Source organism: Streptomyces venezuelae (assembly GCF_008642315.1).
Classification (GTDB): Bacteria; Actinomycetota; Actinomycetes; order Streptomycetales; family Streptomycetaceae; genus Streptomyces; species Streptomyces venezuelae_D.
Genome location: NZ_CP029192.1, coordinates 3,158,024 through 3,178,048, shown reverse-complemented (window position 1 = coordinate 3,178,048; position 20,025 = coordinate 3,158,024). Strand labels below are relative to the sequence as shown.

The following is a 20,025-nucleotide window of genomic DNA, read 5'->3' as shown; positions in this document are numbered from 1 at the left end:
CGCCGAGCGGCCACCCCGGGAGGCGCCCGATGAGGGTGCTGCTGATCGGAGCCAACGGATACCTCGGCCGGTTCGTCGCCGACCGGCTGCTCGCCGACCCGGCCGTGCAGCTCACCGCACTCGGCCGCGGCGACGACTCGGACGTACGGTTCGACCTCGCCAGCGGGAGCCCTGGCGCGCTCACCCGCTTCCTCGACGCCGTCCACCCGGGCGTCGTCATCAACTGCGCCGGTGCCACCCGGGGCGGCGCCCGCGACCTGACCCGGCACAACACCGTCGCCGTCGCCACCATCTGCGAGGCCCTGCGGCGCAGCGGCTGCGGGGCGCGCCTCGTGCAGCTGGGCTGCGGCGCGGAGTACGGGCCGAGCCAGCCGGGATCCTCCACGGCCGAGGACGCGGTGCCGCGGCCCGGCGGGCCGTACGGCGTCAGCAAGCTGGCGGCCACGGAGCTGGTGCTCGGCTCCGGGCTCGACGCCGTGGTGCTGCGCGTCTTCTCGCCCGCGGGGCCCGGCACGCCCGCCGGATCGCCGCTCGGGCGGCTCGCGGAGGCCATGCGGCGCGCGATGCAGGCGGGCGACGGCGAGCTGAAGCTCGGGGGGCTCGGTGTGCAGCGCGACTTCGTCGACGTGCGCGACGTGGCGCGCGCCGTGCACGCCGCCTCGCTCTCCGCGGCGCAGGGAATCGTGAACATCGGCGCCGGGCGCGCCGTACGACTGCGTGACGCGGCCGCCGTCCTGGCCCGCGTCGCGGGGTACGGCGGCGCGCTGCACGAACTCGACCAGGTGCCCGTGCGGGCATCCATGACATCCATCGGCCACCCCCGCGGCGAATCCGAGCACGGGGGGCCGGCCGCGGCCGCGTACCCCTACCCGGACGGGTGCGGGAGCTGGCAGCAGGCCGACGTCCGCACCGCGCGGGACCGGCTCGGCTGGCGGCCCCGCATCAATCTCGAAGAGTCACTCGCCGACATCTGGATGGAGGCCGCATGCCGCATCTGACCAGGACCACGAGGGGTACCGCGAGCACCGAGGTACGCATCGGCTTCGGCATCCCGGGCTTCGCCCACCCCCTGGTCGCCCCCACCGAATGGTCCGAACTCGCCCGGCCCGGCACCCCTTTGAAGTGGGTTGTCCTGAATGTCGCCAACGGTCCGGGGGAGCGTCCTGACCCGCACTGCCTGGAGGCGGCGGGCCGCCTGCGGAACGCGGGTGTCCGTGTGCTCGGCCACCTGGACACGACGTACGGCGCACGGGCCTTCGGGGAGCTGATCTCCGACGCGCACCGCTACCTCGACTGGTACCAGGTCGACGGGTTCTCGCTGGACCGCTGTCCGACCGAGCGGGCCGCGCTGCCCGAGGTGCGCAGGACGGTGGCGACCCTGCGGGCCCTGGTCGGGGACGCGCACATCGTCCTCGGGCACGGGACGCACCCGTATCCCGGGTATGCCGAGACGGGTGACCAGCTGGTGACCTTCGCGGGCCCGTGGAGCGATTACCGCTGGTCGCAGGTTGCCGAGTGGACCGCGGACTATCCGCCCGAACGGTTCTGCCACTTCGTGCACGGCATGCCGCGCGGTCACCTGGAGGAGGCGCTGCGCATCGCCCGATGGCAGGGCGCCTCGACGATCTACTTCACGGACCGCGTCGACGGGGGCGGCGCGGGGGACCCCTGGGAGGCCATGCCCGGTTACTGGGACGAAATCGTCTCGCGTATCGGAACGGGTGTCTCGGAATGAAGAAGGGCGTGGCAGTGTTACTTGCAGAACAACCGTTCCGCATTACCGACCAACGGAGTCCCCGTGTCGCTGCCACCCCTGGTCGAGCCCGCATCCGAGCTCACCGTCGATGAGGTTCGCAGGTACTCCCGCCACCTGATCATCCCCGACGTCGGGATGGACGGGCAGAAGCGGCTGAAGAACGCCAAGGTGCTGTGTGTCGGCGCCGGCGGCCTCGGGTCGCCGGCGCTGATGTACCTGGCCGCGGCGGGTGTCGGCACGCTCGGCATCGTCGAGTTCGACGAGGTCGACGAGTCCAACCTGCAGCGGCAGATCATCCACAGCCAGGCGGACATCGGCCGTTCCAAGGCGGATTCCGCCAAGGACTCGGTCCTCGGCATCAACCCGTACGTGAACGTGATCCTTCACAAGGAGCGGCTCGAGGCCGACAACGTGATGGACATCTTCAGCCAGTACGACCTGATCGTCGACGGCACCGACAACTTCGCGACCCGTTACCTGGTCAACGACGCGTGTGTGCTGCTCAACAAGCCGTACGTCTGGGGTTCCATCTACCGCTTCGACGGGCAGGCGTCCGTCTTCTGGAGCGAGCACGGCCCCTGCTACCGCTGCCTCTACCCGGAGCCCCCGCCGCCCGGCATGGTCCCCTCCTGCGCCGAGGGCGGCGTGCTCGGCGTGCTGTGCGCGTCGATCGGCTCCATCCAGGTCACCGAGGCGATCAAGGTCCTCACGGGCACGGGCGACCCGCTGGTCGGCCGCCTGATGATCTACGACGCCCTGGAGATGCAGTACCGCCAGGTCAAGGTCCGCAAGGACCCCGACTGCGCGGTCTGCGGCGAGAACCCCACCGTCACCGAGCTCATCGACTACGAGGCCTTCTGCGGCGTCGTGTCCGAGGAGGCCCAGGAGGCGGCCGCCGGTTCGACGATCACTCCCAAGCAGCTCAAGGAGTGGATCGACGGCGACGAGAAGATCGAGATCATCGACGTCCGCGAGATCAACGAGTACGAGATCGTCTCGATCCCCGGCGCCAAGCTGATCCCGAAGAACGAGTTCCTCATGGGCACCGCGCTCCAGGACCTCCCACAGGACAAGAAGATCGTCTTGCATTGCAAGACGGGTGTCCGCAGTGCGGAAGTCCTCGCCGTGCTGAAGTCCGCGGGCTTCTCCGACGCGGTGCATGTGGGCGGCGGCGTGATCGGCTGGGTCAACCAGATCGAGCCCGACAAGCCGGTCTACTAGACGTAGCGTCTGAACGGAAAAGGCCCGCACCTCGCACGGTGCGGGCCTTTTCGTGTCCGGTCCGTCAGGTTCGTGTCCGGTCCGTCAGGACGAGCAGACCTTGCCGTCCTTCGGCGCCCTGCCGTCGAGCAGATACGCGTCGATCGTGTCGTCCACGCAGTCGCTGCCCTTGTCGTACGCCCCGTGGCCCTCGCCCTTCCACGTCAGGTGGACGCCTACGTCCTTGCCCAGCTCGTCCGCCATCTTGCGGGCGCCCTCGTACGGGGTGGCCGGGTCGCCGGTGTTGCCGACGACGAGGATCGGGTCGGCGCCGGGCGCGCCGACCTCGGGGGAGTCGTGCAGACCGGCCACAGGCCACTCGTGACACCAGCCCGCCGTGTCCCAGCCGAGGAACTCCCCGAACACCGGCGATATCTCGCGGAACCGGTCCAGGCGCTTCTTCGCCTCCGCCGGAGTGGTCCGCGCCTTGCTGTCCAGGCAGGCGATGGCCCGCTGGGAGTGGCTCTGCGTGCTGTAGCGCCCCGAGGCGTCGCGTTCGTTGTAGGCGTCGGCGAGCTGGAGCAGCGCGGAACCGTCGCCCTTCTCGGCGTCCTCCAGGCCGCGGGTCAGCGCGGGCCAGGTCTGCTTGCTGTAGAGGGTGACCAGGACGCCGGTGTGCGCGAGGGACTCGGTCAGCTTCCGGTCGCCCGAGGTGCGCATCGGCTCGGCGTCCAGGCGCTCGAACAGCTTCCGTATCTTCGCGGAGCCCGCCTTGGGGTCCTGGCCGCGGGATGTGAAGTAGTTGTCCAGGGCGCGCTGGAAGCCGCGCGCCTGGTTCTCCGCGTGGCCGATCGAGTCGGCGCTCGGGTCGACGACCGCGTCGAGGACGAGGCGGCCGACGCGCCGGGGGAACAAGTGGGCGTACGTGCCGCCGAGTTCCGTGCCGTAGGAGACGCCGAAGTAGTGCAGCTTGTCGTCGCCGAGGACCTGGCGCATGACGTCCATGTCGCGGGCCGCGTCGTCCGTCGAGACGTGCCCGACGACGTTCTTCGAGTTCCGCGCGCAGCCCGCGCCGAAGTCCTTCGCGTCCTTGAAGTACGCCTTCTCCTCGGCCGCGGTGTCCGGCGTGAGGTCGACCTTCTCCTCCGCGGCCTGGGTCGCCGCGTCGTCCCGGCAGCGCACGCCCTCGCTCGCCGCCACCCCGCGCGGGTCGAAGCTCACCAGGTCGTACCGCTCGCGCAGCGAGTCGTAGGAGTCGGCGAAGGACGGGAGGCCGGAGACGCCGGAGCCGCCGGGGCCGCCGAAGTTGAAGAGGAGGGAGCCGATGCGGTCGCCCTGGCCCGTGCTCTTGGCGCGGATCAGGGCGATGCCTATGGTCCCGCCGTCCGGCTTGTCGTAGTCCAGCGGGACCTTCAGGGTCGAGCACTGCCACTCGGAGCCGGGCGCGCTGCCGCCCTCGGGCGCCTCGCACCGGCCCCAGTCCAGTTTCTGGGAGGTGAGCGAGGCGGGCAGGGTGGAGGAGGGGTCCGGCTTCGGCTTCGGCTCCGGGCCGGTCGCCGAGGGGCGCTTGCCGTCGTCGCCTCCGTCCCCGTCGTCGGACGAGCCGCATCCGGCGGCCAGACCCGCCACGAGCACGCCTGCTGCGGCCAGGGCCGCGGACCGTACGAAACGCTGCATAGAGGCGCTTCCCCCCTCGGAAGACAGTTCAGGCCATCGTAGGCGGGGCCACTGACACGGGCAGGGCGGGGGGACGGGGCGTCAGGAGCAGACCGTGCCCTCCTTCGGGACCGTCCCTTCCAGCAGATAGCCGTCCACGGCGTTCCGCACGCACTTGTTCTTGCTGTCGTACGCCCCGTGCCCCTGGCCCTTGTAGGTGAGCTCGACGCCGACGCCCTTGCCGAGTGCCTGGGCCATCTTGCGGGCCCCTTCGTACGGCGTGGCCGGGTCACCGGTGTTGCCGATGACGACGATGGGCGGCGCGCCGCCCGCGCTCACGTCGGGGTGGTCGGCCTGGCCCTCGACCGCCCAGTCGGTGCAGCCGACCATGCCCCACGCGAGGTAGTCGCCGAACAGGGGCGACGCCTTCCGGAACTCCGGGAGCCTCTTCTCGACGTACTCCGTGTCGTAACGCGCCTTGTCGTCCGCGCAGTTGATCGAGACGTTGGCGGACTGGATGTTGCTGTACTCGCCGTCCTCGTTGCGCCCGTTCATCGAGTCCGAGAGCGCCATGAGGATCTTGCCGTCGCCTTCGTAGGCCTCTTCGAGGCCCTGGGTCAGATACGGCCAGAAGTCCTTGGAGTACAGGGACTGCGCGATGCCGTTGGTGGCGGCGGTCTGGGTCAGCTCGCGCGGCGGGATGCCGCGGATCGGCTTGCGGTCCAGGTCCTTCAGGAGCTTCGCGATCCGGTCCTTGACGTCCTGCTCGGTGTCGCCGACGGGGCAGTCCGCCTCCTGTGACGTGCAGTCCTTCGCGAAGTTGTCGAGCGCGAGCTGGAAGCCCTTCGCCTGGCCGAGGGAGCCCTGTTCGGCGGTCTCCGTGGGGTCGACGACGGCGTCGAAGACGGCCCGCCCCACCTTCTTGGGGAACAAGTGTGCGTAGACCCCGCCGAGTTCGGTGCCGTAGGAGATGCCGAAGTAGTGCAGCTTGTCGTCGCCGAGCACCTGGCGCATCAGGTCCATGTCGCGGGCGGCGTCGGTGGTGCGGACGTGCGGGAGGGTCTTGCCGGCGTTCTTCTCGCACCCGTTGTTGAACTCGCGGACGTTGTCGACGTGCTTCTTGCGCTCGGCCTCGTCGTCGGGCGTGGAGTCCTGCTGGAAGTACGTGTCGAGTGCGGAGTCGTCCTCGCACCTGATGCCTGCGCTGCGGCCGACGCCGCGCGGGTCGAAACTGACCAGGTCGTAGCGGGTGCGCAGCTTGGCGTAGTCCTCTCCGAAGGCGGGCAGCGTGGTGATGCCCGAGCCGCCGGGGCCGCCGAAGTTGAAGACGAGCGATCCGATGCGGTCGCCCTTGTCGCCGCTCGTCGCCGCCTTGATCAAGGCGATGTCGACCGTGTCGCCCTTGGGCTTCGACCAGTCGAGCGGGGCCTTCATGGTGGCGCACTGCCATTCGGCGCCGCCGGGCAGCGGGGACGGGGCCTCGCCGCCGCCCTCCGCCGCGTCGGGCGCGGGGCAGTCCTTCCAGCTCAGCTTCTGAGCCGACAGATCCTCGTCCTTGGAGTCGTCACTGCCGCCGCACCCCGCGAGGGCGGCGGACAGGAGCAGGGTGGCGGCGGCCAGCGCGGTGGCGCGCGGCGTGGACTGTGTGGGCATGTGCCCATCCTGCGGCGGGTCCTGACGGGGCGCTCGGGGCGCGGGCCGTGTGGGTGAGGAATCGGCCACTTCGTGCGGACGGGGCAGGGCCGTCCGACTCCGTGTCAGCCCTCGGTGAGGTGCCGTGCGGCGGCCGTCCCCGTCGCCACGCACGCGGCGACGCCCACACCCTCGTACGCGGCGCCGCACAGGGCGAGCCCCGGCAGCTTGCCGACCGCCTCACGGACGCGGGCGACGCGCTCGATGTGCCCGACGCCGTACTGCGGCAGACCGCGTTCCCAGCGGGTGACGCGGGCCGCGACGGGCTCCCCGATGGAGCCGAGGGCCTGGTGCAGCTCGATGACGGAGCCGCGGACCAGATGGCGGTCGGGGACGGCGAGGCGGTGCTCCTCGGCGACGCGGCCGATGGAGGTGCGCAGCAGGAAGACGTCGGGCGTCTCCTCGCGCTGCCACCGCCACTTGTTGCTGAGGAACGTGGCCGCCTTGAGGGTGCGTCCGTCGACGGCGGGCACCAGGAAGCCGTTGCCCTCGGGAAACGCCTCCCCGGGGCCGTGGCCCGGCCCGCTGCCGTGCGCCCGGGTGAGGGCCTCCGCGCGCGGGAACGCCAAGGTCACCACGGCGGTGCTGGCGTGCTGGATCGCGCCGAGGTCGGCGTCGGCGAGCGGCGCGTGCGGGCGCAGCAGCTCCGCGGCCTCGTACGCGGGCACGGCGAGGATCACCGCGTCCGCCTCGAGGAGGAGCGGACCGTCGCCCGTGGCGGCCAGGACCCGCCACCGTCCGGCGGGGGTGCGCTGCAGCTCACGCGCGCGGGTGCCGGTGAGCACCCGGGCGCCGCTCGCCGCCGCCACGGCGAGGGGCAGGCGTCCGGTGCCGCCGCGCAGCCCCTGGACGGGGACGGTGCGAGGGGCGTCCGAGCGCGGCAAGGAGCCCCTACCGGACGTACGCATCCGGCGCAGCGCCTCGAGCAGCGGTTCCCCGCGCCCCGCGACCGCCGCCACGCGCGGCAGCACGGCCCGCAGCGAGAGCCGGTCGGGACGGCCCGCGTAGACCCCGCCGAGCAGCGGCTCCACGAGCCGGTCCACGGTCTCCTGGCCGAGCCGGCCGCCGAGGTACTCGGCCACGGACACGTCCTCGGCCATCGGCTCGGCGGGCAGCGTCTCCTCGTGGCGCAGCCTGGCCACGCCCTCGTCGGACAGCAGCCCCGTGCCCACCAGCGCGTCCGGGGAGGTGGGGATGCCCATGACGTGGCCGGGCGGCAGCGGGCGCAGCGCGCCGTTCGACCACAGGGTGGTGGGCGCGGGGGCCGGGTCGCACAGGGCGTCGCCGAGGCCGACCTCCTGCGCCAGGCGCACGGCCTCGGGGCGCAGCGCCATCAGGGACTCGGCGCCCTCGTCGACGGGGACGCCCGCGAGGGTGCCGGTGCGCAGCTTGCCGCCGATGCGGGGGGCACCCTCCAGGACGGTCACTTCGGCCTCGGCGCGCAGCCGCCAGGCGGCGGTCAGTCCGCTGATGCCGCCGCCGACGACGATCACTGAGCGCTTCATACGGTGCTCCCTTCCGAACGGAACCGGGTGTCTCCGGAGAGCAGCTCCCGCAGCTCGTCCTGGTAGGGGAAGCTCCCCGGTTCGTACGCGCACCAGGGGTCGGCGGCGAGCACCCGCCCCGTCGCCCCGTACGCGCGCGAACGGGAGCCTCCGCACACGGTGTTGAACTCGCAGCGTCCGCACGCGCCGCCGAGCAGTGCGGGTTCGCGCAAGGTAGTGAACAGTGCGGAGCCCCGGTAGATGTCGACCAGCGGATGGTGCTTCACGTTGCCCGCCGACAGCGGCAGGAAGCCGCTGGGGTGGACCTCGCCGGTGTGTGACACGAAGACGAAGCCGCGCCCCGAGCCGACGTCCATGGGCGGTCTGCGCACCGCGCGCCGCTTCCCGTCGTGCAGACCGACGGCACGCGCGCGTGCCGTCAGGCGGGCGTACAGGGGCCCCAACTCGGGCTCCTCGCCGTGCCGTTCCAGAAGGGTGCGCTGGAGGGCCACGCGGCGGAAGTGGTGCCCTTCGGTGGTCTTGGTGGCCATCACCGCACCCGTGTCGTACAGGAAGTGCAGGACGTCCTCGACCTCGTCGGGGGTGAGCGAGGCGAGCTGCTCGCCGCGTCCGGTCGGCACGAGCACGAAGCCGCTCCACAGCATCGCGCCCTCCCTGCGCACCAGGGCCGCGATGTCCGCGAGGTCCTCCAGGCTGTCGCGGGTGACGGTGGTGTTGACCTGCACCTTCAGTCCGAGTTCGCGGGCCGTGCGCCAGCCGTCGATGGTCCATTTGAAGACGCCGTCCACGCCACGGAACGCGTCGTGCCGCTCGGCGGTCGACCCGTCGACGCTCAGGGACAGGGCGACGGCGCCCGCGTCGCGCACGGCGGTCAGGTTCGCCCGGTCCAGCGTCGGTGTGCCCGAGGGGGAGACGGCGACGCGCAGTCCGAGCGCCGTTCCGTACGCGACGAGGTCGGTGAGGTCGGGCCGCTGGAACGGGTCGCCGCCGGTGATCACGAAGAGCGGTCCTGGCTTCCCGAAGGCGGCGATCTGGTCCATGAGGCGGCGGGCGTCCGCGCCGTCCAGCTCGCGCGGGTCCCGTGCGGGCTGCGCCTCGGCCCTGCAGTGCAGACAGGCCAGCGGGCACGCGCGCGTGGCCTCCCAGATGACGATGAAGGGGCGCTCGCCGACGTCGTGGCGGGGGCGCCGTACGACGCGGCTCACGAGGCACGCTCCCAGCCGCGCTTCGGACGCCGGCTCGCGAGCTCCCGCGGGTCCCGGGCGCGGTAGACGACGTACGGCCTGAAGACGTACTTGAACGGGGCGCTGACGATGTGCGCGAGCCGCGAGAACGGGATCAGGGCGAACAGCGCGAAGCCGAAGACGACATGCAGCTTGAAGGCGAGCGGCGCGGCGCCCATCAGGTGGTGGTCGGGCTGGAGCGTGAACAGGCTCCGGAACCAGACGGAGATGCCCTCGCGGTAGTTGTAGTCGACCGCTCCGGAGGAGTTCAGGACGGTCGCGACGAGACCGAGCAGCATCGCCCCGAGCAGGACCGTGTACATCAGGTGGTCACTACGGAGGGTGGCTCTGCGGACGGCCGGCACCGTGAAGCGCCGGTACACGAGGATGCCGATGCCGACGGCCGCCGCGACGCCCGCGACCGCGCCGGTGGAGACCGCCACCAGGTGGTACGTGTGGTCGCTGACGCCCACCGCGTCCGTCCAGCTGTCCGGGACCAGCAGCCCGACGACGTGGCCGAGCACCACGAACACCATGCCGAAGTGGAAGAGCGGCGAGCCGATGCGCAGCAGCCGCGACTCCTGCAGCTGCGAGGAGTGCGTGGTCAGGCCGAACCGGTCGTAGCGGGCCCGCCAGACCAGGCCCGCGATCAGGAGGGTGACGGCGACGTAGGGCATGACGCCCCACAGGAGGAGGTCCATCACGCCGGGGTCCTTTCCTGGGCGGCGGATTGCCGGGCGGCGGGCCAGGGGAGGTCCACGCCGGGGCCGAAGGGTTCGAGTCCGACGGTCTCGCGGGGCGGCCCGCTGCGGGCCAGCGCCTTCGCCTCGGCGCGCGTCTTCGGGGAGGGTCCGGGGAGCGTCCCGCAGACCGCTTCGAGCACGCGCGCGTAGGGGGTCTCCGCGTCGGTGACGGCCAGCCGCAGCAGTTCGAGCCCGGCCCGGTGCTCCTCAAGGAGGGCGGTGCCCGCCTCCTCCTCGCGGGCGGCGAACTCCAGCATCACCGGGAGGAAGTCCGGCAGCTCCTGGGAGGCGAACTCCAGGCCGTGCTCGCGGTACACCCGCTTCACGCGCACCAGGGACAGGCCCCGGTTGCGGGTGTCGCCGTCCGACCACCAGGTGAGGTACAGGCAGCGGCGGTTACGGGTGTCGAAGACGTTCGTGTAGTGCGCGGCGAGGTCCAGGGGACGCCTCACGCGCGCGTGGGCGATGAACTCCCGCAACAGGGGGTGGTCGGTCGCTTCGTGGAGGCGGTCCAGATCCGCGTACAGCCGCTCGTCGGGGTAGTGCAGGAGCCGCCCGGCGACGAGCCGGACGACGGCGTCGGGGGTCATGCGGTCCTCCGGGTGGGGCTGAGGTTGAGCATGACGCGCTCCTCGGAGGGGTCGCCCGGGGCGTCGGCGACCGGGCATCCGTCGTCGAGCGGGTGCGTCTGCGCGAGGGCGTCCGCGTCGGCGCGGGCGGCGGTCGGGACCACATAGCGGTCCTCGTACTTGGCGATCGCCAGGAGCCGGAACATGTCCTCCATCTCCTGGCCGGTGAGGCCGACCGCGGAGGCGATGGACTCGTCGCGCTCCTCCCCGAGGTTGATGCGGCGCATGTAGGCGCGCATGGCCGCCATCCGGCGCAGCACCGCGTCCACGGCGTAGGTGTCACCCGCGGTGAGCAGCGCGGCGAGGTACTCCACGGGGATCCGCAGCGCGTCGATCGCTCCGAAGAGGTTGCCCGCGTCCTCCCCGTCGCGGCCCGCGGCGGCCACCGCCTCCACGACCGGGGACAGCGGCGGGACGTACCAGACCATCGGCATGGTGCGGTACTCCGGGTGCAGCGGAAGCGCGACCTGGTACGTCCTGATCAGGTCGTACACGGGGGAGCGGCGGGCCGCGTCGAGCCACTCGTCGGAGATGCCCGAGGCACGGGCGGCGGCTATGACCGCCGGGTCCTCGGGATCGAGGAAGCACTCCAATTGCGCCGGGTAGAGGTCCTGTTCGTCCTCCACGGCGGCGGCCTCGGCGACCTTGTCGGCGTCGTACAGCATGACGCCCAGGTAGCGCATGCGGCCGACGCAGGTCTCCGAGCAGATGGTCGGCATCCCGGCCTCCACGCGCGGGAAGCAGAAGGTGCACTTCTCCGCCTTGCCGGTGGCGTGGTTGAAGTAGACCTTCTTGTAGGGGCAGCCGGTCACGCACATCCGCCAGCCGCGGCACTGGTCCTGGTCGACGAGGACGATGCCGTCCTCCACGCGCTTGTACATCGCTCCGGAGGGGCACGACGAGACGCACGCGGGGTTGAGGCAGTGTTCGCAGATCCGCGGCAGGTAGAACATGAAGCTCTGCTCGAACTCGAACCGGATCCGCTCGCCCACCTCGTCGCGGACCTTCTCGACCAGCGGGTCCTTGGGGCCGTGCTCCGGGGCGCCGCCGAGGTTGTCGTCCCAGTTGGGGCCCCACTCGATGGTGCCGATGGGCTCGCCCGTCACCTGCGAGACGGGCTTGGCGACGGGCATGTCGTCGCCCGCCGGGGCGTCGGTGAGGTTCTTGTACTCGTACGTCCACGGCTGGTAGTAGTCCGAGAGCTCCGGCAGCTCGGGGTTGGCGAAGATCTGGCCGAGCCGCTTGAGGCGCCCTCCGGCCCTCAGCCGCAGCCTGCCGGACCTGGTCCGCTCCCAGCCGCCCTGCCACCGCTCCTGGTCCTCCCAGCGGCGCGGGTAGCCCTGTCCGGGGAGCGTCTCGACGTTGTTGAACCACACGTACTCGGTGCCCTTGCGGTTCGTCCACGCCTGCTTGCAGGTGACCGAACACGTGTGGCAGCCGATGCACTTGTCGAGGTTCATGACCATGGCGACTTGGGTCATGACGCGTCCGATGGTGACTCCGTCACGGGGCATCAGTAGGTGACCTCCTGGTCGCGGCGGCGGATGACCGTCACCTCGTCACGCTGGTTGCCCGTCGGGCCCAGGTAGTTGAACGCCCACGTCAACTGGGCGTAGCCGCCCACCAGATGGGTGGGCTTGAGCATGATCCGGGTGAGGGAGTTGTGGATGCCGCCGCGGCGGCCCGTCTTCTCCGTCTTCGGGACGCCGACGGTCCGTTCCTGGGCGTGGTTCATGTAGACCGTCCCCGGCGGCATCTTGTGGGACACGATCGCGCGGGCCGTGATGACACCGTTGCGGTTCACGGCCTCGATCCACTCGTTGTCGCGCACGCCGATGGCGTCCGCGTCCTGCGGGGACATCCACACCGTCTGTCCGCCGCGGCCGAGCGTCATCATGTAGAGGTTGTCCTGGTACTGCGAGTGGATCGCCCACTTGTTGTGCGGGGTCAGGAACCGCACGGCGACCTCGCGGCCCTCCTTGCCGTCCGTCCGGGAACCCAACTCGGGCTCTCCGTAGAGGCGGTGCATGTTCAGCGGCGGCTTGTAGACGGGGAGCGCCTCGCCGACCTCGTGGAGCCAGTCGTGGTCGAGGAAGAAGTGCTGGCGCCCGGTGAGGGTGTGCCACGGCTTCAGGTGTTCGGTGTTGACGGTGAACGCGGTGTAGCGGCGCCCTCCGGACTCGCTGCCCGACCACTCGGGCGACGTGATCACCGGCACCGGCCGTGCCTGGGTGTCCGCGAAGGTGATCCGCTTGCCCTCGGCCTCGGCGGCCAGGTGTGCCATCTCCGTCCCGACGCGCTTCTCCAGCGTCTCGAAGCCCTGGGTGGCCAGGCGGCCGTTGGAGGTCCCGGAGAGCGACAGGATGGCCTCACAGGCCCGCTGGGCGGTGTCCAGGCGCGGCCTGCCGTCCGCGGTGCCGCCGCGCACGGTGCCGTTCTTCTCCTTCAGGTACGCGACTTCCTCGGCGACGTCGAACGTGACCGCCTTCGTGGTGACGCCGAGCTCGTCGACGAGCGGGCCGAGCGCGGCGAACTTCTCGCCGACCGCTCCGTAGTCGCGCTCCACGACGGCCAGGTTGTACATCGTGCGCCCCGGGACGGGCTCGCACTCGCCCTTCGACCAGTCGAGCGCCACCCCGCCGGGCTGCGCCATCTCACCGCCCGGGGTGTCGTGCTGCAGCGCCGTGGCGACGAGGTCGCGCCGCACGCCCAGGTGCTCGCCCGCCAGCTCGCCGAACCGGCGCGCGACGGCGAGGAACGCGTCGTAGTCGGTGCGCGCCTGCCAGGGCGGGTCCACGGCCGGTGTGAAGGCGTGCAGGAAGGGGTGCATGTCGGTGGACGACAGGTCGTGCTTCTCGTACCAGGTGGCGGCCGGCAGGACGACGTCGGAGAGCAGCGTCGTCGACGTCATCCGGAAGTCGAGGCACAGCAGCAGATCGAGCTTCCCCTCGACGTCCTCGGAGTGCCACTTCACGTCGCGCGGCGCGCAACGCGGCCCGTCGTCGGGGAGGTTGGAGTGCGTGCCGAGCAGATGCTTCAGGAAGTACTCGTTGCCCTTGGAGGACGAGCCGAGCAGGTTCGCCCGCCATACGTTGAGCACGCGCGGCCAGTTGCCCGGCGCGTCGGGGTCCTCGCCCGCGAAGCCCAGCGTGCCCTCCTTCAGCTCCCGCACGGTGTCGGCCACGGGGTCCTCGGTGGCCCCCAGGTCCAGCGGGTTGCGGTCGAAGGTCGGGTACGACGGCATCCAGCCCATGCGCGCGGACGCGGCGAGACAGTCGGCGCCCGTCATCCCCTCGAAACGGCCCTCTCCCAGAGGGGACGCGAGGGACTCGGCGGGGAGGGTGTCGTAGCGCCACTGGTCGGTGTGCAGATAGAACCAGCCCGCGCCGATCATGTGCCGGGGCGGGCGGGCCCAGTCGGAGGCGCTCGCGAGCGTCGCCCAGCCGGTCACCGGGCGGCACTTCTCCTGCCCTACGTAGTGCCCCCAGCCGCCGCCGTTGCGCCCCTGACAGCCGGTGAGCTGGAGCAGGGACAGGAACGCGCGGTAGGTGGTCTCCGCGTGGAACCAGTGGTTGGTCCCCGCGCCCATGAGGATCATGCAGCGCCCTTGTGACGCCTCGGCCGTGTCGGCGAATTCGCGCGCCACGCGCGTGGCCTGCGCGGCCGGCACGGACGTCAGGGTCTCCTGCCAGGCGGGAGTGCCGGGCTGGGAGGCGTCTTCGTAGGAGGCGGGCCACTCGCCGGGCAGCCCCGCGCGCGGGACCCCGTACTGGGCGAGCATCAGGTCGTGGACGGTGGTGACGAGCCGGTCGCCGACGCGGCGCACGGGCACTCCGCGGCGTACGACGCCGCCGTCGCCGTGGGCGCCCTCTTCGAAGCGGGGCAGCGCGATCTCCGCGGTGTCCTCGCCGTACAGCGTCAGCCGGGGCACGGTGTCGCCCAGATCGAGGTTCCAGTCGGGGGTCCCGGACGTGCCCCAGCGGTGGCCGAGGGTGCCGTTGGGGACGGTGAGGTCGCCGCTCGCGTCGTCGATCAGAACGGTCTTCCACCGCGCGTTCTCGGTCTCCTCGCCGATGTCGGCGGCGGTGAGGAACTTGTGCGGCACGAGGCCCTTCTCGGTCTCGTCGAGCGTGACCAGGAAAGGCAGATCCGTGTAGCGGCGTACGTAATTCTGGAAGAACGGCGTCTGCCGTTCGACGAAGAATTCCTTGAGGATGACGTGCCCCATCGCGAGGGCGAGCGCGCCGTCCGTTCCGGGGTGCGGGTGCATCCATTCGTCGGCGAACTTCGTGTTGTCCGCGAAATCGGGCGACACGGTGACGACTTTCTGCCCGCGGTAGCGCGCCTCGGCCATCCAGTGCGCGTCCGGAGTCCGCGTCACCGGCACATTGGAGCCCCACATCATCAAATACGCGGCGTCCCACCAGTCACCCGACTCCGGTACGTCGGTCTGGTCACCGAACACCTGCGGAGAGGCCACGGGGAGATCCGCGTACCAGTCGTAGAAAGAGAGCATCGGGGCGCCGATGAGGGAATGGAAACGGGCGCCCGCGGCGTGCGACGCCATCGACATCGCGGGAATGGGGGAGAATCCCGCGACGCGGTCCGGGCCGTGTTCCTTGATCGTGTGCACGTGCGCCGCCGCGACGATCTCGACGGCCTCGTCCCAACTCGCCCGCACCAGGCCGCCCTTGCCGCGCGCCCGCTGGTAGCGCCTGCGGCGCTCGGGGTCGCCCTGGATGTCGGCCCAGGCGAGCACCGGGTCCTTCAGCCGCGCCTTGGCCTCCCGGTACATCTCCAGAAGCGTTCCGCGCACATGGGGGTAGCGCACGCGCGTGGGTGAATACGTGTACCAGGAGAAAGAGGCTCCGCGCGGACAACCGCGGGGTTCGTATTCGGGACGGTCGGGGTCGACGCTCGGATAGTCCGTGGCCTGCGTCTCCCACGTGATGATGCCGTCCTTGACGTACACCTTCCAGCGGCACGATCCCGTGCAGTTCACGCCGTGCGTGGAATACACGACCTTGTCGTGGCTCCAACGGTCACGGTAGAAGGCTTCCCCGTCCCGGCCTCCGGTGTGCTGCACCCGGTGCAGATCCTCGGAGGTCTCCGCGGTCCGGGTGAAGAAACTCCCGGCCTTCACGAGCGACTCAGCGATGTCTTTCCTCTGCTGCAACGTCACATCTCCTGGCCGTCCCGAAGAAAAGGCCGCACGGCACGTGCCGCCTGCAACGACCCTAAGCCTGGCGGAGGTTGGGAACCCGGGGACGAAGGTCCCGTCAAGGGGTGACCTCTTTCCGGAATTGTTCGGGCCCTGTGCTGAGATGCTGGGACGCATGGGCAGGAAGAAGCGGGGCGCGCTCCGGTCGTGGCTGCCGAACCAGCACGGCGCGTGGGCGATGCTCGCGGTGCCGTTCGCGGTGGGCGTCTTCCTCGGCGACGGGCCGGGCGAAGGCCCCCGGTGGGCGCATCTGCCGCTGTTCGTCGCCTGGTTGGCGGGGTACGTCACCGCCTTCCACGTCCAGCAGTGGCTCCGCCTGCGCCGCCTCTCCCGCAACCCGAGGGCCCCGCGCCGCCACGTGCGCCCCGCCATCGGCTCGGCCGCGGTCTCCGCGGTGTTCGGGGTGCCGCTCCTGTTCGCGTACCCCTGGCTGCTGCTCGCGGCCGCCTGCGCCGCCCCCTTCGTGGCCGTCAACACGTGGTACGCGTGGCGCAACAAGGAGCGGGCCCTGCTGAACGGCCTCGCCGCGGTGGTCCCCGCCTGCGGCATGCTCCTCGTGACGCTGCGGATGGGCGGCGGCGAGCTCTCCGAAGGCTGGCGTCCCGCGCTCGCCTGCCTGCTGTTCTTCGCGGGCACGGTGCCGTACGTGAAGACGATGATCCGCGAGCGCGACTCACGGGCGTACTACCGGGCGTCGGTGGCGTACCACGCCCTCGCCGTCCCCGTCGCGTACGCGCTCGCTCCCTGGCTCGCGGTCCTGTTCGCGGCCTACCTGGTGCGCGCGGCGGTGCTGCCGGGGAAGGGCCTCAGGGTGCCGGTGGTCGGGGCGGTGGAGGTCGTGGGCGCGGCGCTGCTGCTGGCCGCGCTCCTGCTGGTGTTCTGAGAGCTCGCCGGTGTGTGAGAGGGCCTGCTGACCGCGGCGACGGTCAGAGCAGGCCCTTCCTTGTGAGGTGGTTGAAGAACAGCCACCCCGGGAGCACGGGAAGCCACAGCGTGAGCAGCCGGTAGAGGAGCACGGCAGGCGCCGCGACGTCCTTGGGCACGCCCACCGCGATCAGACCGAGGGTCAGCGTCGCCTCGACCGCGCCCACACCGCCGGGCGTCGGCGCCGCCGACCCCAGGGCGTTGCCCGCGAGGAAGACGACCGCGACGCTCGCGAGGCTCAGAGACGTCATCTGTTCGTTGCCGAAGGCCCGCACCGAAGCGTCCAGACAGAGCACGAACATCAGGGTGAGCAGCAGCATCCCGCCGATGCCGGTGAGCAGCTTCTGCGGCCGCTGCAGTACGTCGAGCATGCGCGGCACGACACCGGCGAAAAGCGACCGCACGCGCGTGACGACGAATTTGCGCAGGAACGGGATGGCGGTCACCACGAGGACCAGTACGGCGACCGACAGGAGACCGGCGATGACCGTCCGGGACGGCGTGAACGACGGTGTCTTCTCCGTCCCCGTCAGGTAGCCGAAGATCAGCAGCAGCAGGATGTGCGAACCGAGCCCGAAGAGCTGCGAGGCGCCGACACTCGCCACCGCGAGCCCCGAGCGCACCCCGGACCGCTGCAGGAACCGCGTGTTCAGCGCGACACCGCCGACTGCGGCGGGCGCCACGATCTTCACGAACGACCCGGCGACCTGCGCCGCCACCGCCCGCAGGAACGGCACCCGCTCCGGCACGAAGCCCAGCAGGCTCATCGCGGCCGCGAAGTAGCTCAGCGCGGAGAAGCCGACCGCGGCAGCCACCCAGCCCCACTCGGCCTCCTGGAAGAGGGTGCCGAATTCGACGTGCGTCAGCTGCGAGAGCAGGAAGTAGGCACCGATGGCGCCGGCGATGAAGCTGATCAGCGTGCGCGGCCTGATCCGCTCCAGCTGCGCGGGCTCGACCGGCGCCGTCGGACGGATGAGCAGCACCTGGTGGCGGATCTGGGTGAGCAGGTCCTCCTCGCGCGCCTGATCCAGGGCGTCGTCTATGGCCTGCTTCTCGGCCTGCCGCTCCTGCTTGGCCGCCTGCTTCTCCTGCTTCGATGACGGCTTGTCCGCCCGGCCGTCCTCCGGGACGTCCGCGCGCACGCTCTGCCGGGACTTGCGGGAGGCCTCCAGGACGGCTTCCCGCTCGCGCTGGGACCGTTCCCGGGCCAGCTTGCCCAGCGTGGAGCGGGTGGAGCGGGTGAGGGCGATGGGCTGGAGCAGCGGCAGACAGTCGGCCACCGCGTCGGGCCCGAGGACCTCGACCGCCGCGGCGACGGCGCGCTCGGCACCCACCCGCAGGCCGAGGGCCGTCAGAAGCTGGGCGATGTCGATGCGCAGGACCAGGTCGCCCGCGGCGATCTCGCCGCCCCGCAGATCCGTGAGGATCACCGTGCCGGAACGATCCACCAGGATCGCGTCTCCCGCGAGCCTGCGGTGCGCGATCCGCCGGGACTGCAGGGCCTGCACCTGCCGCCAGGTGTCGCACAGGAGCTCGTCGGTGATGGCCTCGTCCGGCAGGGAGTCCAGGGAGTGGCCGCCCGTGTGCTCGTAGACGAGCATCACGGCGTCGGGGCCGAGCTCGGAGGTGGCGATCAGCTTGGGCGCGTTCGCCCCGGCCGCGATGGCCGCGTACGCGAGGAGGGCCTCCTGCTCCAGCGCCTGCCGCAGGGACTGCAGGCTGCGCCGCTGGGTGATGCCCCGCAGGGTGAGCCTGCGCCAGACGCGGTAGAAGAAGCCCTGCGCCTGCTGTTCGCGGTCGATGACCGTCACGTCGAGTGGAGGGCCGTCCTCCAGAGTGACGAAGTAGCGGCGTCCGCGGTCGCCGTGCTCGCTGTCGGGGGACTCCTCGCGGGAGGCGCTCACGGGGTGGAAGCCGACGTGCCGCAGACCCGCGAGCAGCGTCTGGCCGGTGGGCCGCACGTTGGGCGAGCCGACCGCGTAGAGCGTTCCGTAGGCCACGGCCCAGCCGATGAGCACCGTCAGGATGATCGAGAAGGGTGTCGTGTAGCCGGTGACCAGCATGGTGAACGCGTCGAGCAGCAGCACCACGAACAGCACCAGGCGCCAGCGCGGTCTGCGGGACATGCCGACGGCCGTCATGTACGCGATGACGGGCGCGAGATAGCCGTGCACCGGATCGGTGAACGCGTGGAGGTCCGCGGGGGACGGCTTCGTCAGCGCGTCCTGGATGGAGTCGGGGGCGGCCTTCGCGACCCAGAGGTCGGTGGCGAGCGTCACGCCGTGCGCCAGTACGGCGGCAAGGACACCGTCGGCGATGCGCAGCCCGTCACGTTTGATCAGCCGCTCGATCGCGAACGCCACGGGCACGAGCAGTACGCCGATGCTGGCGACCAGACCCGCGACCTTGATCAACAGGTCGGGCGCCTGGTCCGTGCCCTTGTCGATGTCCTGTTCGAGCCCGGACGTCGTGCCGTGCGCGAACGCGGCGATGGACAGGAGCACGGCGATGGCGAGGACACCGACGAGGAGCCGCATGAGGTCGGACGGGCGGTGCACGCGGGCGGCGAGGAGCGGTTCGTCGCCCTCGACGCGCTCGGCGTGGGCTCCGTCGTCGGCGCAGCCGGGACCGTCGTCGAGGTCGGCCCCGGGGGCTTCGTTGGCGTCGGTCCGCCTGCCGCCGTTCTCGGTCTTCTCGTTCTTCAGGGCGCGCTCACCGGTGTCCAGGTGTGACTCGGACGCAGAGGTGCCCGCCTTCTCATCGGGATGCACGCCCTGCCGCTCCGTTGTCTCTTCTTGATCTCGTATCACCAGTCACCGCCCGCACGATGGTGGCATGTCCAGCCCTTGAAGGGGGGCAGCAGGGGGCAACGCAAGGCTGCGAAGTGGTCACGAAACGACACTTTGCGCCCTGTCGGAGGGGTCGGGCCACGCTGTGTGGCGTGCCTGTCACCGTGTCGGTGGGGTACGGCAGGATGGTCCGGATGAGCGAGTTGCCGGAGTACGCGGAACGGGTCCTGGAGGTTGCGGAACTGATCCCTCCGGGTCGGGTGATGACCTATGGGGACGTTGCCGAGTGGCTTGAGGAGGGCGGTCCGCGACAGGTCGGACGCGTGATGGCCCTCTACGGAGGGGGCGTTCCGTGGTGGCGCGTCGTCCGCTCCGACGGCGTGCTCCTGCCGGGCCACGAACTCCGGGCCCTGGACAGGTACCGGGAGGAGGGCACCCCACTGCGACAGGCCTCGCGCGCCGCCCAGGGACACGTCCCGAAGCTCGACATGCGGCGGGCGCGGTGGGACGGCGCTGCTCCGGACGGTGGCCCGGCCCCGGGCGGCCCGAACCCGGACGGCGACCCGACCTTGGACGGCCCGACTCCGGACGGTGGCCCGACTCCGGACGGCGCGACTCGGGACGGCGCGGCTCCAAAGGATCACATCTGACAGCTTCCGGCATCCGGCGGCCCGACGGGGGACCGGT

At 71.2% G+C, this 20,025-nt stretch carries 14 protein-coding genes; 5 read left to right on the top strand and 9 right to left on the bottom strand.

All coding sequences use genetic code 11. The features are described from left to right. Nucleotides 1-29: 29 nt before the first annotated feature. The 3 genes from DEJ48_RS13345 to moeZ all read left to right on the top strand — a co-directional run bounded on the left by DEJ48_RS13345 (nt 30) and on the right by moeZ (nt 2,977). Nucleotides 30-998: an NAD-dependent epimerase/dehydratase family protein gene (locus DEJ48_RS13345; protein ID WP_150216327.1), complete on the top strand. Its 969-nt coding sequence runs from the start codon at nt 30-32 to the stop codon at nt 996-998. Beyond that, complete coding sequence (locus tag DEJ48_RS13340; protein ID WP_150216326.1) at nt 986-1,735, top strand: spherulation-specific family 4 protein; 750 nt, start codon at nt 986-988, stop codon at nt 1,733-1,735. The genes DEJ48_RS13345 and DEJ48_RS13340 overlap by 13 nt, the downstream gene beginning before the upstream one ends. Nucleotides 1,736-1,798: 63 nt before the next feature. After that, nucleotides 1,799-2,977: an adenylyltransferase/sulfurtransferase MoeZ gene (gene moeZ, locus DEJ48_RS13335; RefSeq protein WP_150216325.1), complete on the top strand. Its 1,179-nt coding sequence runs from the start codon at nt 1,799-1,801 to the stop codon at nt 2,975-2,977. An 84-nt stretch (nt 2,978-3,061) separates the two neighbouring features. On the opposite strand, the gene DEJ48_RS13330 is transcribed toward moeZ, so the two are convergent. The 8 genes from DEJ48_RS13330 to DEJ48_RS13295 all read right to left on the bottom strand — a co-directional run bounded on the left by DEJ48_RS13330 (nt 3,062) and on the right by DEJ48_RS13295 (nt 15,580). Beyond that, nucleotides 3,062-4,633, bottom strand: a complete 1,572-nt coding sequence (locus tag DEJ48_RS13330) for an alpha/beta hydrolase (protein ID WP_150216324.1) — start codon at nt 4,631-4,633, stop codon at nt 3,062-3,064. 81 nt (nt 4,634-4,714) lie between these two features. Then, nucleotides 4,715-6,265: an alpha/beta hydrolase gene (locus DEJ48_RS13325; protein WP_150216323.1), complete on the bottom strand. Its 1,551-nt coding sequence runs from the start codon at nt 6,263-6,265 to the stop codon at nt 4,715-4,717. Nucleotides 6,266-6,369: 104 nt separating this feature from the next. After that, entirely contained in the window at nt 6,370-7,809 is a 1,440-nt protein-coding gene (gene hemG, locus DEJ48_RS13320) for a protoporphyrinogen oxidase (protein ID WP_223832026.1), read from the bottom strand. Beyond that, entirely contained in the window at nt 7,806-9,014 is a 1,209-nt protein-coding gene (locus DEJ48_RS13315; protein ID WP_223832025.1) for a TIGR04053 family radical SAM/SPASM domain-containing protein, read from the bottom strand. The genes hemG and DEJ48_RS13315 overlap by 4 nt, the downstream gene beginning before the upstream one ends. After that, on the bottom strand, nt 9,011-9,733 hold the full coding sequence (narI, locus tag DEJ48_RS13310; RefSeq protein WP_150221158.1) for a respiratory nitrate reductase subunit gamma: 723 nt from the start codon (nt 9,731-9,733) through the stop codon (nt 9,011-9,013). The genes DEJ48_RS13315 and narI overlap by 4 nt, the downstream gene beginning before the upstream one ends. After that, complete coding sequence (narJ, locus tag DEJ48_RS13305) at nt 9,733-10,365, bottom strand: nitrate reductase molybdenum cofactor assembly chaperone (protein ID WP_150216321.1); 633 nt, start codon at nt 10,363-10,365, stop codon at nt 9,733-9,735. Before narJ ends, narI begins: the two co-directional genes overlap by 1 nt. Next, complete coding sequence (gene narH, locus DEJ48_RS13300) at nt 10,362-11,918, bottom strand: nitrate reductase subunit beta (protein ID WP_150216320.1); 1,557 nt, start codon at nt 11,916-11,918, stop codon at nt 10,362-10,364. The genes narJ and narH overlap by 4 nt, the downstream gene beginning before the upstream one ends. After that, nucleotides 11,918-15,580 carry a nitrate reductase subunit alpha gene (locus DEJ48_RS13295; RefSeq protein ID WP_223832024.1) on the bottom strand — a complete coding sequence of 1,221 codons (3,663 nt, stop codon included), beginning with the start codon at nt 15,578-15,580 and terminating at the stop codon, nt 11,918-11,920. Before DEJ48_RS13295 ends, narH begins: the two co-directional genes overlap by 1 nt. A gap of 160 nt (nt 15,581-15,740) precedes the next feature. Between DEJ48_RS13295 and DEJ48_RS13290 the strand changes: the two genes are divergently transcribed. Beyond that, nucleotides 15,741-16,508 (top strand): YwiC-like family protein, encoded by a 768-nt coding sequence (locus DEJ48_RS13290; RefSeq protein WP_223832023.1) that lies wholly within the window; start codon nt 15,741-15,743, stop codon nt 16,506-16,508. A gap of 43 nt (nt 16,509-16,551) precedes the next feature. Here the strand turns inward: DEJ48_RS13290 and DEJ48_RS13285 are convergent, their stop codons facing one another. Next, entirely contained in the window at nt 16,552-19,320 is a 2,769-nt protein-coding gene (locus DEJ48_RS13285; protein WP_411757449.1) for a lysylphosphatidylglycerol synthase domain-containing protein, read from the bottom strand. A gap of 203 nt (nt 19,321-19,523) precedes the next feature. On the opposite strand from DEJ48_RS13285, the gene DEJ48_RS13280 reads away from it, so the two are divergent. Beyond that, on the top strand, nt 19,524-19,988 hold the full coding sequence (locus tag DEJ48_RS13280; RefSeq protein WP_223832468.1) for an MGMT family protein: 465 nt from the start codon (nt 19,524-19,526) through the stop codon (nt 19,986-19,988). Nucleotides 19,989-20,025: the final 37 nt, after the last annotated feature.

Excerpts from the sequence above, each read along its gene's own strand:
- DEJ48_RS13345 (WP_150216327.1), top strand. The coding sequence starts at position 30 with ATGAGGGTGCTGCTGATCGGAGCCAACGGATACCTCGGCCGGTTCGTC.
- DEJ48_RS13340 (WP_150216326.1), top strand. The coding sequence starts at position 986 with ATGCCGCATCTGACCAGGACCACGAGGGGTACCGCGAGCACCGAGGTA.
- DEJ48_RS13330 (WP_150216324.1), bottom strand. The coding sequence starts at position 4,633 with ATGCAGCGTTTCGTACGGTCCGCGGCCCTGGCCGCAGCAGGCGTGCTC.
- DEJ48_RS13325 (WP_150216323.1), bottom strand. The coding sequence starts at position 6,265 with ATGCCCACACAGTCCACGCCGCGCGCCACCGCGCTGGCCGCCGCCACC.
- hemG (WP_223832026.1), bottom strand. The coding sequence starts at position 7,809 with ATGAAGCGCTCAGTGATCGTCGTCGGCGGCGGCATCAGCGGACTGACC.
- narI (WP_150221158.1), bottom strand. The coding sequence starts at position 9,733 with ATGGACCTCCTCCTGTGGGGCGTCATGCCCTACGTCGCCGTCACCCTC.
- narJ (WP_150216321.1), bottom strand. The coding sequence starts at position 10,365 with ATGACCCCCGACGCCGTCGTCCGGCTCGTCGCCGGGCGGCTCCTGCAC.
- narH (WP_150216320.1), bottom strand. The coding sequence starts at position 11,918 with ATGCCCCGTGACGGAGTCACCATCGGACGCGTCATGACCCAAGTCGCC.
- DEJ48_RS13290 (WP_223832023.1), top strand. The coding sequence starts at position 15,741 with ATGGGCAGGAAGAAGCGGGGCGCGCTCCGGTCGTGGCTGCCGAACCAG.
- DEJ48_RS13280 (WP_223832468.1), top strand. The coding sequence starts at position 19,524 with ATGGTCCGGATGAGCGAGTTGCCGGAGTACGCGGAACGGGTCCTGGAG.